Raw genomic sequence first — 17,203 nt, 5'->3', positions numbered from 1 at the left:
GGTGCCGGCCGCGGAATCTCCGGGGGGAGAGGGCTGGCGAAGCAGGGCACGCCGGTCTTCCGTCCGCGCGATCTCGCCCCCTGCGACGCCGCTTCCCCACTGTGATCCTCCATCCGGCCTTGCGCAGCCCCGCGAGGGACGGGCCGCCGCGTGCACCACGCATGGAGGATTCTCGTGACCCAGATCGACAGCGCCGTCGCCGACGCCGGCACCACCCCGTCCCAGAAGGACGCCTTTTCGCTGACCCCGCCGCCCACCGCCACCGCGATGAGCGTGACCAAGCGCAACGGCAGCCGTGAGCCGGTGGACCTCAACAAGATCGTGCGCGCGGTGCAGCGCAACTGCGAAGGCCTGCACGCCATCGACCCGATGCGCGTGGCCACCCGCACCATCTCCGGCCTGTACGACGGCGCCAGCACGCGCGAACTGGACGAACTGTCGATCCGCACCGCCGCGCTACTGACCGGCGAAGAACCCGAATACAGCCGCCTGGCCGCGCGCCTGCTCGCCGGCTACATCGTCAAGGAAGTCACCGGCCAGGAGATCCACGCATTCTCGCAGTCGGTCACCCGCGGCCACGAAGTCGGCCTGATCAACGACCGCCTGCTGAACTTCGTGCAGACCAACGCGCGCAAGCTCAACGACGCACTGGATGCCTCGCTCGACCTGCACTTCGACTACTTCGGCCTGCGCACTCTGTACGACCGCTACCTGCTGCGCCACCCTCATACGCGCAAGGTGATCGAGACGCCGCAGCAGTTCTTCCTGCGCATCGCCTGCGCGCTGAGCGAGGACGTGCCCGAAGCGTTGGCGCTGTATCGCCGCATGGGCAACCTGGACTACCTGCCCAGCTCGCCGACGCTGTTCAACAGCGGCACCACGCACGAGCAGCTGTCGTCGTGCTTCCTGCTTGATTCGCCGCAGGACACGCTGGAATCGATCTACGCCAAGTACGGCGATATCGCGCAGCTGAGCAAGTTCAGCGGCGGCATCGGCGTGAGCTACACGCGCGTGCGTTCGCGCGGCTCGCTGATCAAGTCCACCAACGGCCACAGCAACGGCATCGTGCCCTGGCTGAAGACGCTGGATTCCTCGGTTGCGGCGGTCAACCAGGGCGGCAAGCGCAAGGGCGCGGCCTGCGTGTACCTGGAAACGTGGCACGCCGACATCGAAGACTTCCTGGAACTGCGCGACAACACCGGCGACGAAGCGCGCCGCACGCATAACCTCAACCTGGCCAACTGGGTGCCGGATCTGTTCATGAAGCGCGTCGAAGCCGATCAGGAATGGTCGCTGTTCGATCCGCGCGTGGTGCCCGAGCTGACCGACCTGTACGGCGCCGCGTTCGAATTGGCGTACACACAGGCCGAACTGCAGGGCAAGGCGGTCAAGACGATCCCGGCCCGCAAGCTTTACGGCCGGATGATGCGTACGCTGGCCGAGACCGGCAATGGCTGGATGACCTTCAAGGACAAGTGCAACGCGGCGAGCAACCAGACGCTGCGCGCGGGCAACGTCATCCACCTGTCGAACCTGTGCACGGAAATCCTGGAAGTCACCTCGGCCGAAGAAACGGCGGTCTGCAACCTGGGCTCGATCAACCTCGGTCGCCATTTCGATGACGACGGTTGGTTCGACTTTGACAAGCTGGCCGAGACCGTCCGCCTGGCCGTGCGCCAGCTGGACCGCGTGATCGACCTGAACTTCTATCCGATCGAGACCGCGCGCCGCGGCAACCTGCGCTGGCGCCCGGTGGGCTTGGGCTGCATGGGCCTGCAGGACGTGTTCTTCAAGCTGCGCCTGCCGTTCGACAGCGCCGAGGCGCGCGCGCTGTCGGCGAAGATCGCCGAGACCATCTACTTCCATGCGCTGGAGACGTCGGTGGAACTGGCGCAGGAGCGCGGCCGGCACCCGTCCTTCGCCGATACCCGCGCCGCCAACGGCGAGCTGCAGTTCGATGCCTGGAACGTGGTTCCGGAGAACACGGAACGCTGGGACGCGCTGCGCGCGCGCATCAAGGAACACGGCCTGCGCAACTCGCTGCTGATCGCCATCGCGCCGACCGCCACGATCGCCTCGATCGCCGGCTGCTACGAATGCGTGGAGCCGCAGGTGTCCAACCTGTTCAAGCGCGAGACCCTGTCGGGCGACTTCCTGCAGGTCAACCGCTACTTGGTGGACGAGCTGAAGAAGCTGGGCCTGTGGACGCCGGAGACGCGCGATGCGATCAAGCTGGCGGAAGGCTCCATCCAGGGCATCGCGCAGATCCCGGAGACGCTGCAGCAGGTCTACCGCACCGCGTGGGAACTGCCGATGCGTTCGCTGATCGACATGGCCGCCGGCCGTGGCGCCTTCATCGACCAGTCGGCCTCGCTGAACCTGTTCATGGAGAGCCCGAACATCGGCGCGATGTCGTCCATGTACATGTACGCGTGGAAGCAGGGCATCAAGACCACCTACTACCTGCGTTCGCGCCCGGCGACCCGCATCGCCAAGACCACGGTCAGCAGCGCTGCGGTCACCGCCGAGCCCAAGCGGGAGTACACGCCGACGGAAGCCATTGCCTGCTCCTTGGAGAATCCGGAAGCGTGTGAGGCGTGTCAGTGAGGCGGGAACGAGTGGAGAGGAACGAGGAACGAGTGGAGGCTAGGGCGCGTCAAGCTTTGGCTGCTACCGGGATGGAGTTCCGTAGTTTCCGCCGCAGCGCCGTCAGGATTCGGCTTGTTTCATCGATAAGACCGTATGAAGAGTAAAGCTGTGCGGAGTCCATCCAGCCCAGGCGTTCGCACAAGAGCAATTGAGTGTGAAGTTCGGACAATGATCCTTGCGCGATGGCGAGGAATTGCGCCTTTTCCTTGCGAGACTCGCGAGACCAACCTTCTGCAACATTGCTCGGAACAGAAACCGCGGCGCGGGTGATCTGCGACCGCATGCCGAAGCGCTCTTCGGGCGGCAAATCCGTCGCGCATCGGCATGCGGTTTCCGCCAGCTCCATCGCCTTCCTCCATACCACCGCGTCCCGATAGTGCATTCCTACCTCCCTTTCGTTAGGCGAGCGTACTTCCACCCGGGCCGCGACCCCATCAGGAAACATCCCATGTCACCGCCGGAAAACCAGACGCTCTCTCTCGATACTCGTTCCTCCTCACTCGTTCCTCGCCTCCTCGATCCCGGTTTCGAACTGACGCTGCGCCCCATGCGCTACCCGCAGTTCTATGACATGTACCGCGACGCCATCAAGAACACGTGGACGGTGGAGGAGATCAATTTCCAGATCGACATCACCGACCTGCACTCGAAGATGACGCCGGCCGACCGCCACCTGATCCACCGGCTGGTGGCCTTCTTCGCCACCGGCGATTCGATCGTGTCGAACAACCTGGTGCTGAACCTGTACCAGCACCTCAACGCGCCGGAAGCGCGCATGTACCTGTCACGCCAGCTGTACGAGGAAGCGCTGCACGTGCAGTTCTATCTGACCCTGCTGGACAACTACCTGCCCGACCCGTCGGAGCGCTTCAAGGCGTTCGCCGCGGTGGAGAACATCCCGGCGATCAAGAAGAAGGCCGACTTCTGCTTCAAGTGGATCGACAGCATCCAGGACCTGAAGCGGATCGAGACGCGCGACCAGCGCCGGCAATTCCTGCTCAACCAGATCTGCTTCGCTGCGTGCATCGAAGGCCTGTTCTTCTTCGCCGCCTTCGCGTACGTCTACTTCTTCCGCTCGCGCGGCCTGCTGCCCGGCCTGGCCAGCGGCACCAATTGGGTGTTCCGCGACGAGAGCTGCCACATGGAGTTCGCGTTCGAGTGCGTGCGCACCGTGCGCGAGGAAGAGCCGGACCTGTTCGACGACGTGATGCAGCAGCAGGTCTACGACATGCTGGAGGAAGCCATCGAGTGCGAGGTGCAGTTCGCCGAGGACGTGCTGTCCGGTGGTGTGGCGGGCATCTCCACGCGCGACATGCGCCAGTACCTGCAGCATTGCGCCGACCAGCACTTCGTCAAGCTGGGCATGCCCAAACGCTACGACGTGCGCAACCCGCTGCCTTTCATGGAGTTGCAGGACGTGCAGGAGCTGACCAACTTCTTCGAACGCCGCGTCTCGGCCTACCAGCTGGGCGTGCAGGGCGAAGTCGGCTTCGATCACGCGTTCTGAGGCGCGGCGATGGCTGACGTGGGAGCGACGTAAGTCGCGATCTCCGCAATGACGCGTCGTCATGGCATCCGAAGAGCGGCCGCGCGCTTCTGGAGTCCTGTCGCGACTCACGTCGCTCCTACAGCAGCACAACATCCAGTCAGCTATGCTGCCGCCGGGAGCACGCGAACCGGAGTACCCCCATGACCGAACTGGCCAACGCCGAAGCGCGCCCGACCGAAGCGCGCCTGCTGCACATGGTCTTCCCCGACCACACCAACCACCTGGGCACGCTGTTCGGCGGTCAGGCGCTGGCGTGGATGGACATGTCGGCCTTCATCGCCGCCTCCCGCTACGCCCGCACGACCGTGGTGACCGCGCGATCGGAGCAGGTCGATTTCAACCAGCCGATCCACAAGGGCGACCTGGTGGAAGTGGTCGCGCGCGTGGTGAAAGTCGGCCGGAGCTCGATGAACGTGGACGTGGAGGTCATCACCGAGAACCTGCTGACCGGCGAGCGCAAGTTGTGCACGCGCGGCCACTTCGTGATGATCGCCCTCGACCCGCTGGGCCGGCCGACACAGGCGCCGCCGCTGCCGCCGGCAATAGCACAGGATTGAAGCGACGGTGGCGGGCCGAGGCCCGCCACCACGCCGCAGCACCGTCAGGCCGCCTGCGCTTGGCTGCGGCGCAGGGCGTGCGCCGCCTCCACCATCCGCTCCAGCGCCGTGCGGACCTCCGGCCAGCCACGCGTCTTCAGACCGCAGTCCGGATTGACCCAGAGCTGCTCGGGCGCGAGCACGGCGCGGGCGCGCTCCAGCAGATCGATCATCTCGCCCGTGGTCGGGATGCGCGGCGAATGGATGTCGTACACGCCGGGCCCGATCTCGTTGGGATAGCGGAACTTCACGAACGCCTCCAGCAGCTCCATCCGCGAACGCGAGGTTTCGATGGAGATGACATCGGCGTCCATCGCCGCGACGGCTTCGATGATGTCGTTGAACTCCGAGTAGCACATGTGGGTGTGGATCTGGGTGTCGTCCTTCACCCCGGACGCGCTGATCCGGAAACACTCCACCGCCCAGTCCAGGTAGGCCTGCCAGTCGGCGCGGCGTAGCGGCAGGCCTTCGCGCAAGGCGGGCTCGTCGATCTGGATCACCCCGATGCCGGCCGCCTCCAGGTCGAGCACTTCGTCCCGCAGGGCGAGCGCGATCTGCCGGCAGGTCTGCGCGCGCGCCTGATCGTCGCGCACGAACGACCACTGCAGCACCGTGACCGGCCCGGTCAGCATGCCCTTCATCGGCTTGTCGGTCAGCGATTGCGCGTAGCGCGACCAGCGCACCGTCATCGGCGCGGGGCGCGACACGTCGCCGTAGATGATCGGCGGTTTCACGCAGCGCGAGCCGTAGCTTTGCACCCAGCCGTTCTTGGTGAAGGCGAACCCGTCAAGCTGCTCGCCGAAGTACTCCACCATGTCGTTGCGCTCGAACTCGCCATGCACCAGCACATCGATCCCGATCTCTTCCTGGATGCGCACGCAGCGCGCGGTCTCGGCTTCGAGGAAGGCGTCGTAGTCCGCATCGGACAGCGTGCCGCTCTTGTGGCGCGCGCGCGCCTCGCGCACTTCGTGCGTCTGCGGGAACGAGCCGATCGTCGTGGTCGGGAACGCCGGCAGCGCCAGGCGCGCCTGCTGGGCGAGGCGCCGCTGCGGATAGGGTGCATCGCGATGGATGTCGGCGGCCTCGGGCGACGCCAGGCGCGCCGCAACGGCGGGACGGTGCACGCGTTCCGAGTGGCGGCGCGATTCGATGCGATCGCGCGCCACCGCCAGCGCGGGGTCCGCCGCACGCGGATCGCGCAACGCGTCGGCCAGCAGACGCAGCTCCTCGATCTTCTGCCGGGCGAAGGCGAGCCATGACTTCAGGTCGGATGGCAGCGCCTTTTCGCCGGTGACGTCCACCGGCACGTGCAGCAGCGAGCACGAGGGCGCCAGCCACAGCTGGCCGAGCTCCAGGTGGCCTTGCGCGTACTTGGCCAGGATCAGCGCGTTGTCCAGGTTCGTGCGCCAGACGTTGCGGCCATCCACCAGCCCCACCGACAGCACGCGGCCGCGCGGCCATTGTTTCAGCACGTCGTCCAGCTGTTCCTTGCCGCGTACCAGGTCCACGTGCAGGCCGTCGACCGGAAGCGCGCAGGCCAGCGGCAGCTGCGCATCGAGCCGGCCGAAGTAGGTCGCCAGCAGCAGGCGCGGACGGACGGTCTTCGCCAGCGTCGCGTACGCACGCAGGTAGGCCGAACGGGCGGCGTCATCGAGGTCGAGCACGAGGCAGGGCTCGTCCAGCTGCACCCAGTCCGCGCCCGCCGCATGCAGTTTCGTGAGCAGTTCCGCGTAGGCCGGCAGCAGGCGGTCGAGCAGCGCCAGCCGGTCGCTGCCGTCCACCGTTTTCGCCAGCAGCAGGAAGCTCACCGGCCCGAGCAGCACGGGGCGCGTCGCATGTCCCTGCGCGCGGGCTTCGAGGTACTCGGCCACCGGTTTGTCGCCACGCAGACGGAAGGTCTGCCCGGCGTGCAGCTCCGGCACGAGGTAGTGGTAGTTGGTGTCGAACCACTTCGTCATTTCCAGTGCGCGCAGGTCCACGCCATCCTTTTGCAGGCCGCGCGCGAGCGCGAAGTAGCCGGCCAACGGATCAGCATCGGCCAGTGCGCGGTAGGCGTCGGGCAGGGCGTCGAACAAGAACGCGGTGTCCAGCACATGGTCGTACAAGGAGAAGTCGTTGCTGGGCACGACGTCGGCGCCGGCATCGCGCTGCAGCTGCCAGTGGCGATGGCGCAGGTCGCGCGCGGTGTCCTGCAGCGCCTTGGCGCTGCTTTCGCCGCGCCAGTAGCGTTCGAGTGCGGTCTTCAGTTCGCGCTTCACGCCGATGCGCGGGAAGCCGAGGGTGGTAACGGTGGTCATGGTGCGTGTCCTCATGCAGGCAGTGATGAGGAACGAAGGAACCGTGCGCCGGGCACGCGCCCGCCACGCCAGCGACCTTCGCCCCCGCGGGCGAGCCGGAGTGCCGGGAGGAAGGCGCAGGAGGACGCGTCCGGGCAGGCGCGCACGGACGCGGGCTCCGGCCGCCTCCCCTCGGAAGCTCCAGGTCAGGCGGAAGACGGTCGTGTCTTCCGGCCAGGGCAGGTCTTCGGGCTCATGGACGGGCGCATGTGCGCTGGCCTACTTCCCATCGCTTCCCGGCCCGCGAGGACCAGTGCTGTTGACGGGGTTCGTTTCCAAATACCGCTGCGGGGCAGCGCCGGAATAGGCCCATGGAACAGGCCGCACCGGCTTCCCTTTTAATTCCATCGCTTTATTCGCATGAAGAGATGGAAACCTTGGCGGAGGGGAAGTTACGCGTTGGCTGATAGTGCGTCAAGCGATGGGACTGCGCGAACTCAATGCTCGGCGATCGAGTACACGGCAATGATCCGATAGGGACCGGGCTTTGCGTCCTTGAAATCCCCACTCTCGAGCACATGGACCGCCGCTTCGAACGTCGTAAGCAGGCAGTGCGCATTGGTGTGGATACGCCTGGCGAGGTAGTTGCAGGACAGCGGCGAGCATTCTGGGCCGGCTCCGGCCCAGAACGAGGTGATATCGAACCCTTCCAGCGTCGCGTGGGCCGGCGGTTGCACGTTGACCTCATCGTGGAAGGGACCGAACGGCCCCCATGTCCCGGCATCACCGTCGAACTGAAGGTCGTGCGCTTCGTAGTAGAAGAGCCGCATACCCGTCAACGAGATGGCGTGCTCATCCGCGAGCGAGCGCATGATCTCGGGGGAGTCGAACAGGAAATAGCCGTTGTGCTTCCAGAAGTCGATGTAATCGGCGAAGTCGTCGTTGACGCACGCGCCCAGCGAGTAGACGTCCGATATCCCGGGCAGATCAAACCCCTCAGGTGTCTCGACCCGCTTGTACATGTAGCCGATGGGTCGCATGAAGCACCTGTCATCCCTGGAAGACGGCAGAATACTTCGGATGCATCTCGTGTTTCCCGCGGCCGGGCGGGATCGACCTGACTTGTTCGTCCTGATGGATCAATGCTCCGTCGACGCAGGCCCATGATGACCCTCGTGACACCACCCCCGTCACCCTCGCGACGTCGTTGGATGACGACACTCGCCGCCGCGCCGCTTGCTGCTGGCGTATGGCCCCTCCGCGCCTCCGCCGCCGCCTGCGACGATGCGGCGGGCTGGATTCCGCCGGACGCTTTCCTCGACGATCTGCCACGGCTGATGCAGGCGCTGCGTGTGCCGGGCATCGGGTTGGCGGTGGTCGAGCGGGGCGAGGTGGTGTGGGCACGGGGGTTCGGCGTGACCCATGCGCTGACGCGCGCGCCGGTGGTGGCGAACACGCTGTTCGAGGACGCCTCGCTGAGCAAGCCGGTGTTCGCCTACCTGGTGCTGCAGCTGGTCGACCAGGGCGTCATCGACCTGGACGCGCCGCTGGTGCGCTATCGGCGGATGGACTACCTGGCCGATCATCCGTGGATCGACGCCATCACCGTGCGCGATGTGTTGCGCCACTCCACCGGCCTGCCGAACTGGCGCCAGGATCCGGCGAACGAAAGACTGGTGCCGGTCGTGAAGCCCGGCATGCGCATCGATTATTCGGGCGAGGCGATCTTCTGGCTGCAACTAGTGGTCGAAACGCTGACCGGCGAGAGCCTGGACGAATCGATGCAACGCCTGCTGTTCGGCCCGGCCGGCATGCAGGGCAGCAGCTACAGCTGGAACGCGGACCTGGCGGCGCGTTCGGTGTACGGGCATCGCGCCGTCGAGGACGACACGCCCGGTATGCCGCCGCAGATGCTGCGCGAGCAATGGAGCGCGGCGCAGGTCGTGGCAGATCGCTGGGGCAAGCCGCTGTCGGCGTGGCGCTACGAGGATGCCGCGCGCGCATTGCCCGACGTGCAGGCGATCACGCCCAAGGGCCTGGTGAACTGGCCCGGCGACATCCTCGCCAATGCCGCCGCCAGCCTGCGCACCACGCCGACCGCGTACGCGCGCTTCATGGCGCTGATGGTGCGCACGCCACGCGAACCGTGGCAGATCACCGAGGCCACGCGTCGCGCGATGCTGACCAAGCAGATCGACGTGCCCGGGCGCTGGACGGAGAAGGGCCTGGGCTGGAACCTGGAAGCCACGCCGCGCGGCCCGGTGTTCTACCACTCGGGCAGCAACGGCGGCATCTTCAAGAACTTCGCGCTCGGTGATGCCAGCGGCCAACGTGCGCTGGTGGCACTGACCAACGGCGGCAGCGGCAATGTGCTGTACCGGCGCGTGGTGCGCGCCGCCACCGGCCACGACCTGCTCGCGTTCGACCTGTAGCTACAGGCCCTGGAACACGAACGGTTCCGCGGGCCGGAAGTCCTTCACCGCGTTGCCGGCGAACACGTTACGCTGGTCCGCACCCAGGTCCAGGCGCAGCACCTTGCCGGTCTCCTTTGAGAAGTCCACGTCCTTCAGATCCACCCAGAACGTGTTCGGCGTCAGTGCGGATTCGAAGAAATAGAGCTTGCGCTTGTGGTCGGCGACGGTGCGCCAGCGGGTGGAGGAGATGTTGGGCTCTTCCGGCGTGTTGATGCCGAACGGCACCGAGGTGTTGCGGATCACGCTGAAGACGCTGGCCAGGGCCTTCACCGGATCCTCGGCCTTGGGGATCGCATTGACGTAGAACGAGGCGCGCGCGAAGCGGTCTGCGGCGCGGTTGGTACCCGGCAGCATCACCGTGCCACCGATCTGCTTCCAGTACGCGTTGAGCGCCAGCTGCTGGTCGAACACCGGCGAATTGGTCATCACCTGGTAGTCGCGGTTGTGGTGGATCACCTGCTTGCCGTTGATGTACTCGATGATGGCGCTGTCGCCGCTGGCATCGGACATCGACAGGTGCAGCGTGGTCAGCCGGTCCTCGCCGGGCACCTTGTCGGTCACCACGGTGAAGGGCTGCGTGCGCAGGGCCTCGACGGCCTCCTTCACGCTGCCGTAGTTGTCGAGCACGTACTGGGCCCACGCCGCGATGCTTAGGCCGGGACCGCGTCCGTCGTAGGCGGGATATTCGGATTCGACCAGCCAGAGCACGTTGGCGACCAGCCCGGCTTCGTTCATGCCATCGGTGGTGGAGATGTCGTAGCCGGTGGCGATGACGCTGCCGTACTTCGATGTCCATTTCACGGAGTTGGGTCCAGCCTGCCCGCTGCGGGCCATGCCGCGGGGGAAGATCCACAGGTTCGTCGCCACGTCGTTCTTCCAGTCCATCGAACGGGCGGTGATCACGTCGTCGTTGGCGCCGAGATAGACAACGCGGGTGCAGGCGTCGGCGGGCGGCGTGGCGGCAAGCGAGAACAGCAGGGTGGCGGCGAACGCAAGCGGCAGTACGAAGCGACGATCCATGACGGTCTCCGTGAAGGCGGGAACAGGCGGCACGCAACGACAACGCCCGCCCTTTATGCCAGCGGGTATGTTAAACAGCGATCCTCAGCCGCCCCGAGATGCTGCCATGGCCACGCCCCCGCCGACACACCGTTCGTCCACCCGCGCCTTGCTGGCCATCGCCGCCGCGATGGCCCTCACCGCCTGCGTCAGCACGCCGGGTCCGCAGGTCGCCGGCAGCGGTACCTGCCGCGATGCGTCGCTCGGCTGGGCGGTCGGCCAACCGGCCGACGAAGCCACCTTGCGCCGCCTGTCCAGCGAGAGCGGTGCGGGTCTGGTCAATCCGATCGGCCCCAGCACAGTGGTGAAGCACGACAGCCGCAGCGACCGCCTGCGCGTCTACATCGATGCCAACAACCACATCACCGCGGCCCGTTGCGAGTAATCCCACACGCCATTCGCCATGCGTCGCGACCACATCCTCACGCTGTCCTGCCCGGACACCACCGGCATCGTCTACCGGGTTACCGGACTGCTGTTCGACGCCGGCTGCAACATTCTCGATGCGCAGCAGTTCGGCGACGAGGAATCCGGCCGCTTCTTCCTGCGCGTGCACTTCGATCTGCCCGATGGCATCACCGCCGAGGCATTGCAGGCGCGGTTCCAGCCACTGGCCGACGCGTTCGCGATGGACTGGCAGTTGCACGATGCGCGCCGCAAGGCGCGGCTGATGGTGCTGGTCAGCAAGCAGGGGCACTGCCTCAACGATCTGCTGTTCCGCGTGCACAGCCGGCAGCTGCCGGTTGAGATCGCCTGTGTGGTCTCCAACCATCCCGACTTCGCGCCATTGGCGCAGTCGTACGGCGTGGCCTTCCACCACCTGCCGGTCACCGCCGACCATCGCGACGAACAGGAACAGCGGATCATCGACCTGGTGGAACGCGAGCGGATCGACCTGGTCGTGCTGGCCCGCTACATGCAGATCCTCTCGCCGGCGCTGTGCGATGCGCTGTCCGGACGCGCGATCAATATCCACCACAGCTTCCTGCCCAGCTTCAAGGGGGCCAAGCCCTACCACCAGGCGCACGCGCGTGGGGTCAAGATCATCGGGGCCACCGCGCACTACGTGACGCGCGACCTGGACGAAGGCCCGATCATCGAACAGGACGTCGCCCGCGTGGACCACGCGATGACGCCGAAGGAACTGGTACGCATGGGCAGCGACATCGAATCGCTGGTGTTGGCCCGCGCCGTGCGGCGCCATACCGAACACCGCATCCTGCTCAACGGCCACCGCACGGTGGTGTTCCGTTAGGCCTGGCCCACGTAGGGATAATCGGTGTGGGAGCGACGTAAGTCGCGAGCTTTTGGTGTTGCCAGAGGAAGAGCTCGCGACTTACGTCGCTCCCACAACCCGCCTCCCCATCTCGTCTGGAATTCAGCTGCCGACGCGCCGCCGCAGCCCCACCAGCACCGCATAGATCACCGCCAGCACCACCACCGCCACGCCGATCGCCGTCCATTCGCGCACGCTCAGCGTGGTCAGGATGGCCACCATGCCGACCACCGCGAGTCCCGGCACCAGCGGACCGCCGCGCAGCACGAAGGGCTCACCACGCTCGCGCAGATCGCTGCGCTGCGCGCGCCATGCCGCCGCACACACCATCACGTACACCAGGCAGACCGCGCCGCCCGAGATCAGCACCAGGGCTTCGAAATTGCCCACGACCGCCAGCAGGCAGGCGATGCCGGCATGCGTGGCCAGCGCGAGCAGCGGCACGCGGTGACGGGCGCTGACGCGGCCGAAGGCCTGCGGCAGGTAACCGTCGCGCCCGAGGGCGAACAGTAACCGCGACGAACCCAGCAGATTGCCCAGCAGGAAGCCGGCCATCGAAATGCACGCGGTGACGAGCAGCGCGATGCGCGCGGGATCCCACAACCGGCCCGCGGCCTCCGCGATCGGCACGCTGCTGCTCGCCAGCGCCGGGCCCAGCACGCCCTGGCAGACGATCTGCAGGCCCAGGTACAGCAGCACCACCAGCAGGATGGCGCTGAGCGCCGCGCGCGGCACGCTGCGCGACGGATCGCGTACTTCGCCGCCGGGAATCAGCGCCGTCTCTACGCCGGAGTACGCGAACACCACCATCACCATGGCCGCGCCCAACGCCGTCCATGAGGGCACGTCGCTGAAGGCGAAGCTCACCTGCGCCGGATCGACGAAGGCCAGCCCGACGATCACCAGCAGGAACAACGGAACCAGCTTCAGCGTCGCCAGCGCCATCACCGCGCGCGCACCCAACTTCACGCCGAAGGCATTGAGCACGTAGATCGCGGCATACACGCCCAGCAGCAGCAGCGCGCGCGGCAACGGCGCATCGAAAACGGGCCACAGGCTAGCGACCTGCAGCGACAGCGCGGCCGCCACACCGGCACTGGAGGCCACGTTGCAGATCCACATCAACGCCCCGGCCAGGAACCCCGGCAGCGTGCCGAACACCGCGCTGACATAGGTATACGGCCCGCCCGTGGCGGAAGCGCGGCTGCCGATGGCGGCGAAGCACAACGCCACCGGCACCATCACCACCGCACCGGCCAGCAACGCCAGCGGTGCAGCCGCCCCGACCTGCGACGACAGCGCCGCGGGCATCTTGAAGATGCCGCCGCCGACGATGATGTTGATGACGGCCGCTGCCAGCGCCAGGCTGCCCACCGCCCGCAGCAACGCAGCATCGCCCTGCAGCGGACGGGAGGAAGCAGGATCGGCGTCGCGGGTCATGGGCATGTGCGCTGTTCGGTGGGCTGCGAGCCTGCCATGCGCGCGCGTCGAATGCGAGCCGCATTGGCGCATGCGCTCATGGTGGTTCGCCATTGGACGCACGCGCCGCAGGGGCTAGCATCGGGCTCCCGCCTGTCCTGGATGCCGTCATGCTGCGCGCCCATCGCCTGTTCGCCGCCCTGCTCGTCGCCGCTGCCTCACTGACGTGCGTGGACGCCCGGGCGCAGGACGCCGCCGCCTTCGCCGCGCTGGAGCAGGCGCAACCGACGCTCGTGAAGTGGCGCCGCGACATCCACCAGCACCCCGAGCTGGGCGAGCAGGAAACGCGCACCGCGAAGCTCGTTGCCGACCACCTGCGCGCGCTCGGCCTGACGGTGCGTACCGGCGTCGGCAAGACCGGCGTGGTCGCGGTGCTGAAGGGCGCCAAGCCCGGCCCGCGGATCGCGCTGCGCGCCGACATGGACGCGTTGCCCGTCACCGAGCAGACCGGCCTGCCGTTCGCGTCGAAGGTGAAGGCCGAGTACCGCGGCCAGCCGGTCGACGTGATGCACGCCTGCGGCCACGATGCGCATGTGGCGATCCTGATGGGCGTGGCGCAGGCGCTGGTCGCCGCGAAGGACGAGCTCGCCGGCGAGGTGATGTTCGTCTTCCAGCCCGCCGAGGAAGGCCCGCCCGTCGCCGGCCAGACCTTCGGTGCGGCGCTGATGCTGCAGGAAGGCGTGTTCAAGGACTTCACCCCCGACGCCGTGTTCGGCCTGCACGTCTGGGCCGGCCTGCCGGTAGGCAGCGTGGGCTATCGCAGCGGACCGCTGCTCGCCGCGGCGGACGAATGGTCGCTGGTGGTGAAGGGCAAGCAGACGCACGGGTCGCGCCCGTGGGACGGCGTGGATCCGATCACCCTGGGTGCGCAGATCCTGCTGGGCACGCAGAGCATGATCGCGCGCCAGGTGAACATCGCCACCAGTCCGGTGGTGCTGACCGCGGGCCAGTTCCAGGCCGGCGTGCGCTTCAACATCATCCCCGACGAGGCCACGCTGGTCGGCACGCTGCGCACGTTCGACCCGGTGGTGCGCGAAGACGTGATCGCGCGCTTCCGCCGCATCGCCGACGACTACAGCCACGCCAGCGGCGGCAGCGCCGAGCTGAAGGTGGCCAACAATGCACCGGCCACCATCAACCAGCCCGCGCTCACCCAACGCGTGCGGCCCTCGCTGGACAAGGCCGTCGGTGCCGCGAACGTGGTCGAGATGCCCTTGGTGACGGTAGCCGAGGACTTTTCGCAGTTCGCCAACACAGTGCCGGGTTTCTACTTCTTCGTCGGATCGACATCGAAGGGCATCGATCCGGCCAGCGCGCCGATCAATCACTCGCCGCAGTTCCTGCTGGACGAACAGGCGCTGCAGGTCGGCAGCAAGGCGATGCTGCAGGTGGCGCTGGATTATCTGAGTACGCCTTGAGGGAGAATGGTTGTGGGAGCGACGTAAGTCGCGATGCTCTTCCCCGGGCCACACGAAAAGCTCGCGACTTACGTCGCTCCCACAACCGCGAATCAGAACGACGCCATCCACACCCGCAACGGATGCTGCGGGTCCGCCAGCAGGCGGATCGCCAGCGCGATCGACACGGTGACCAGCAGCGGCTTGATGATGCGTGCGCCCTGCTTCATCGCGAAGCGCGAGCCCAGCTGCGCGCCGATGAACTGGCCCACGCCCATCAGCAGACCGACCTTCCACAGCACCGCGCCGTGCAGCAGGAACACGCCGAACGCGCCGAGGTTGGAGCCGAAGTTGAGGAACTTGGTGTGCGCGGTCGCCTTGAGGATGCCGAAGCCGGCCAGCGCCACAAAACCGAGCATCAGGAATGAACCGGTACCCGGGCCGAACACGCCATCGTAGAAGCCGATCACCGGCACGAAGGTCAGCGCGAACACCTGTGGACGCATGCGCTGATGCCGGTCCACGTGTCCGATGTCGGGCTTCAGGCCGAAGTACACCGCAATGCCGACCAACAGGAACGGCAGCGCCCACTTCAACCAGTCCACCGGGATGACCGTGGCCAACAGCGCGCCGCCGACGGCGCCCAGCGCCGCAGTCAGCACCATCGGCAGCTGGCCCTTGAGGTCGACGTGACCGTGGCGCGCATACGCCCAACTGGCCGAGCCCGAGCCGAACAGCGATTGCAACTTGTTGGTGCCCAGCACCTGCAGCGGCGGGATGCCGGCCAGCAGCATGGCGGGAATCGTGATCATGCCGCCGCCGCCGGCGATGGCATCGATGAAGCCCGCCAGCATCGCGGCGAGAAACAGCAGCAGGAGCACCTGCAGGGCGAGGTCGGGCATGGGGATTCCGGCGGAGGGCGGAGGCGTCGCCAGCCGTGACCGGCCACACGGAACGCCCGCGCATTCTAAGGCGGCATGCGCGCGGCCGCGACGCAGGCGGTAGCATCGGGGCTTGCCTCCAGGAGCCGACACGATGCGCCATGCACGTCCCTTCGCCGTTTCCCTGCTGACCGTCGCGCTGGCGTGCGCGCTACCCGCCGCCGCGCAGGACAGCGCGCCCACGCAACGGCCTGAGGTCATCGCCGCCGGCAAGGCCGTGCAACAGCAGGTGATCGACTGGCGCCGGCACTTCCACCAGTACCCGGAGCTGTCCAACCGCGAGGAGCAGACCGCCAAGCGCGTGGCCGAGGAGCTGCGCAAGCTGGGCCTGCAGCCGCGCATCGGCATCGCGCGGCACGGCGTCACCGCGGTGATCAAGGGCGGCAAGCCCGGCCCGCGCGTCGCGCTGCGCGCCGACATGGACGCGTTGCCGGTCACCGAGCGCAACAACCTGCCGTTCGCGTCCAAGGCGACATCGACCTACCGCGGCGAGACCGTGGGCGTCATGCATGCCTGCGGCCACGACGCGCATACCGGCATCCTGCTGGGCGTGGCGAAGGCCCTGGTCGGCATGCAGGACACGTTGCCGGGCGAAGTGCTGCTGGTGTTCCAGCCCGCCGAGGAAGGCGCACCGGCCGGCGAAGAAGGCGGCGCCGAACTGATGCTGAAAGAGGGCCTGTTCAAGGACTTCAAGCCCGACGCGATGTTCGGCCTGCACGTGTTCTCGTCGATCCCGGTTGGCCAGATCGGCGTGCGTCAGGGTCCGCTGATGGCCGCGTCGGACAGCTTCACGCTGAAGGTCATCGGCCGGCAGACGCACGGCTCGCGGCCGTGGGGCGGCGTGGACCCGATTGTCGCGATGGCCGACGTGATCGGCACCACCCAGACCATCGTCAGCCGCCGCACCGACATCTCCAAGCTGCCGGCGGTGGTCAGCTTCGGCGCGATCAAGGGCGGCATCCGCTACAACATCATTCCCGACGACGTGGAGGTGGTCGGCACCATCCGTACCTTCGACGAAGGCATGCGGCAGAAGATTTTCGCCGACCTGAAGAACGTCGCCACCCACGTCAGCGCCGCGCACGGTGCGAAAGTGGAAGCCAGCGTGCCCGACAACGACGGCAACCCCGTCACCGTCAACAATCCGGACCTCACCGCCCGCATGCTGCCCAGTCTGCAGGCTGCGGTGGGCGCGGACAACGTCATCACGCCCGGCTTGCAGATGGGGGCGGAGGATTTTTCGTTCTACGCGCGCGAAGTGCCTTCGATGTTCTTCTTCGTCGGCAGCACGGCCAAGGGCATCGATCCGGTCACCGCGCCCAGCAACCACTCGCCCGAGTTCATGCTGGACGAAGCTTCGCTCGACATCGGCCTGCGCGCCCTGCTGCAGGTGACGCTGGATTACCTGGAGAAGCCGAAGGGCTGAGCGCTTTTTCCCTCTACCTGCGAAGCGGGGAGAGGGTGCCGAAGGCTGTGAGGGGCGAACGGAGACACGATGTTTGAACGT

At 67.0% G+C, this 17,203-nt stretch carries 14 protein-coding genes and 1 riboswitch; of the genes, 8 read left to right on the top strand and 6 right to left on the bottom strand.

Going from position 1 to position 17,203, the window contains the following annotated elements; genetic code table 11:
* Positions 1-267 precede the first annotated feature (267 nt).
* Positions 268-2,607, top strand: a complete 2,340-nt coding sequence (locus AC23D6_RS00410) for a ribonucleoside-diphosphate reductase subunit alpha (protein WP_487752532.1) — start codon at positions 268-270, stop codon at positions 2,605-2,607.
* A 49-nt stretch (positions 2,608-2,656) separates the two neighbouring features.
* Here the strand turns inward: AC23D6_RS00410 and AC23D6_RS00405 are convergent, their stop codons facing one another.
* Complete coding sequence (locus tag AC23D6_RS00405) at positions 2,657-2,995, bottom strand: four helix bundle protein (RefSeq protein ID WP_487750890.1); 339 nt, start codon at positions 2,993-2,995, stop codon at positions 2,657-2,659.
* A 201-nt stretch (positions 2,996-3,196) separates the two neighbouring features.
* Here AC23D6_RS00405 and AC23D6_RS00400 point away from each other — a divergent pair, with 201 nt between their 5' ends.
* Positions 3,197-4,156 carry a ribonucleotide-diphosphate reductase subunit beta gene (locus AC23D6_RS00400; RefSeq protein WP_487752531.1) on the top strand — a complete coding sequence of 320 codons (960 nt, stop codon included), beginning with the start codon at positions 3,197-3,199 and terminating at the stop codon, positions 4,154-4,156.
* 182 nt (positions 4,157-4,338) lie between these two features.
* Complete coding sequence (locus tag AC23D6_RS00395) at positions 4,339-4,755, top strand: acyl-CoA thioesterase (RefSeq protein WP_296278644.1); 417 nt, start codon at positions 4,339-4,341, stop codon at positions 4,753-4,755.
* Between the two features lie 44 nt (positions 4,756-4,799).
* Here the strand turns inward: AC23D6_RS00395 and metE are convergent, their stop codons facing one another.
* Positions 4,800-7,091, bottom strand: a complete 2,292-nt coding sequence (metE, locus tag AC23D6_RS00390; protein ID WP_487750889.1) for a 5-methyltetrahydropteroyltriglutamate--homocysteine S-methyltransferase — start codon at positions 7,089-7,091, stop codon at positions 4,800-4,802.
* Positions 7,092-7,291: 200 nt separating this feature from the next.
* A riboswitch (cobalamin riboswitch) is annotated at positions 7,292-7,525 on the bottom strand.
* A 42-nt stretch (positions 7,526-7,567) separates the two neighbouring features.
* Positions 7,568-8,110 carry a hypothetical protein gene (locus AC23D6_RS00385; protein WP_487750888.1) on the bottom strand — a complete coding sequence of 181 codons (543 nt, stop codon included), beginning with the start codon at positions 8,108-8,110 and terminating at the stop codon, positions 7,568-7,570.
* A gap of 171 nt (positions 8,111-8,281) precedes the next feature.
* Between AC23D6_RS00385 and AC23D6_RS00380 the strand changes: the two genes are divergently transcribed.
* On the top strand, positions 8,282-9,502 hold the full coding sequence (locus AC23D6_RS00380) for a serine hydrolase domain-containing protein (protein ID WP_487750887.1): 1,221 nt from the start codon (positions 8,282-8,284) through the stop codon (positions 9,500-9,502).
* Here AC23D6_RS00380 and AC23D6_RS00375 read toward each other — a convergent pair whose 3' ends face one another.
* Positions 9,503-10,564, bottom strand: a complete 1,062-nt coding sequence (locus AC23D6_RS00375) for a linear amide C-N hydrolase (protein ID WP_487750886.1) — start codon at positions 10,562-10,564, stop codon at positions 9,503-9,505. It abuts the gene before it with no gap.
* A 106-nt stretch (positions 10,565-10,670) separates the two neighbouring features.
* Between AC23D6_RS00375 and AC23D6_RS00370 the strand changes: the two genes are divergently transcribed.
* Both AC23D6_RS00370 and purU read left to right on the top strand, forming a co-directional pair.
* Positions 10,671-10,988 (top strand): hypothetical protein, encoded by a 318-nt coding sequence (locus AC23D6_RS00370; protein ID WP_487750885.1) that lies wholly within the window; start codon positions 10,671-10,673, stop codon positions 10,986-10,988.
* Positions 10,989-11,006: 18 nt separating this feature from the next.
* Positions 11,007-11,858 (top strand): formyltetrahydrofolate deformylase, encoded by an 852-nt coding sequence (gene purU, locus AC23D6_RS00365; protein WP_487750884.1) that lies wholly within the window; start codon positions 11,007-11,009, stop codon positions 11,856-11,858.
* Between the two features lie 123 nt (positions 11,859-11,981).
* Here purU and AC23D6_RS00360 read toward each other — a convergent pair whose 3' ends face one another.
* The gene (locus AC23D6_RS00360; RefSeq protein WP_487750883.1) at positions 11,982-13,325 is read right to left on the bottom strand and encodes an APC family permease; all 1,344 of its coding nucleotides are present in this window, start codon (positions 13,323-13,325) and stop codon (positions 11,982-11,984) included.
* Positions 13,326-13,471: 146 nt separating this feature from the next.
* Between AC23D6_RS00360 and AC23D6_RS00355 the strand changes: the two genes are divergently transcribed.
* Positions 13,472-14,776 carry an amidohydrolase gene (locus tag AC23D6_RS00355; RefSeq protein ID WP_487752691.1) on the top strand — a complete coding sequence of 435 codons (1,305 nt, stop codon included), beginning with the start codon at positions 13,472-13,474 and terminating at the stop codon, positions 14,774-14,776.
* Positions 14,777-14,868: 92 nt separating this feature from the next.
* Here AC23D6_RS00355 and AC23D6_RS00350 read toward each other — a convergent pair whose 3' ends face one another.
* A complete protein-coding gene (locus AC23D6_RS00350) occupies positions 14,869-15,657 on the bottom strand; it encodes a TSUP family transporter (RefSeq protein ID WP_487750882.1) in 789 nt (262 codons plus the stop codon).
* Between the two features lie 133 nt (positions 15,658-15,790).
* Here AC23D6_RS00350 and AC23D6_RS00345 point away from each other — a divergent pair, with 133 nt between their 5' ends.
* Complete coding sequence (locus AC23D6_RS00345; protein ID WP_487750881.1) at positions 15,791-17,122, top strand: M20 family metallopeptidase; 1,332 nt, start codon at positions 15,791-15,793, stop codon at positions 17,120-17,122.
* Positions 17,123-17,203 lie beyond the last annotated feature (81 nt).

Source organism: Pseudoxanthomonas sp. G3, assembly GCF_057654715.1.
Note: the sequence above shows the minus strand (reverse complement) of the source record. Positions and strands in the feature narration are given on the sequence as shown.

Bases quoted from the DNA above. Each gene is read 5' to 3' on its own strand.
- AC23D6_RS00375 (WP_487750886.1), bottom strand. From the start codon at position 10,564: ATGGATCGTCGCTTCGTACTGCCGCTTGCGTTCGCCGCCACCCTGCTG.
- AC23D6_RS00410 (WP_487752532.1), top strand. From the start codon at position 268: ATGAGCGTGACCAAGCGCAACGGCAGCCGTGAGCCGGTGGACCTCAAC.
- AC23D6_RS00370 (WP_487750885.1), top strand. From the start codon at position 10,671: ATGGCCACGCCCCCGCCGACACACCGTTCGTCCACCCGCGCCTTGCTG.
- purU (WP_487750884.1), top strand. From the start codon at position 11,007: ATGCGTCGCGACCACATCCTCACGCTGTCCTGCCCGGACACCACCGGC.
- metE (WP_487750889.1), bottom strand. From the start codon at position 7,091: ATGACCACCGTTACCACCCTCGGCTTCCCGCGCATCGGCGTGAAGCGC.
- AC23D6_RS00400 (WP_487752531.1), top strand. From the start codon at position 3,197: ATGCGCTACCCGCAGTTCTATGACATGTACCGCGACGCCATCAAGAAC.
- AC23D6_RS00385 (WP_487750888.1), bottom strand. From the start codon at position 8,110: ATGCGACCCATCGGCTACATGTACAAGCGGGTCGAGACACCTGAGGGG.
- AC23D6_RS00350 (WP_487750882.1), bottom strand. From the start codon at position 15,657: ATGCCCGACCTCGCCCTGCAGGTGCTCCTGCTGCTGTTTCTCGCCGCG.
- AC23D6_RS00395 (WP_296278644.1), top strand. From the start codon at position 4,339: ATGACCGAACTGGCCAACGCCGAAGCGCGCCCGACCGAAGCGCGCCTG.
- AC23D6_RS00360 (WP_487750883.1), bottom strand. From the start codon at position 13,325: ATGCCCATGACCCGCGACGCCGATCCTGCTTCCTCCCGTCCGCTGCAG.
- AC23D6_RS00380 (WP_487750887.1), top strand. From the start codon at position 8,282: ATGACGACACTCGCCGCCGCGCCGCTTGCTGCTGGCGTATGGCCCCTC.
- AC23D6_RS00405 (WP_487750890.1), bottom strand. From the start codon at position 2,995: ATGGAGCTGGCGGAAACCGCATGCCGATGCGCGACGGATTTGCCGCCC.
- AC23D6_RS00345 (WP_487750881.1), top strand. From the start codon at position 15,791: ATGCGCCATGCACGTCCCTTCGCCGTTTCCCTGCTGACCGTCGCGCTG.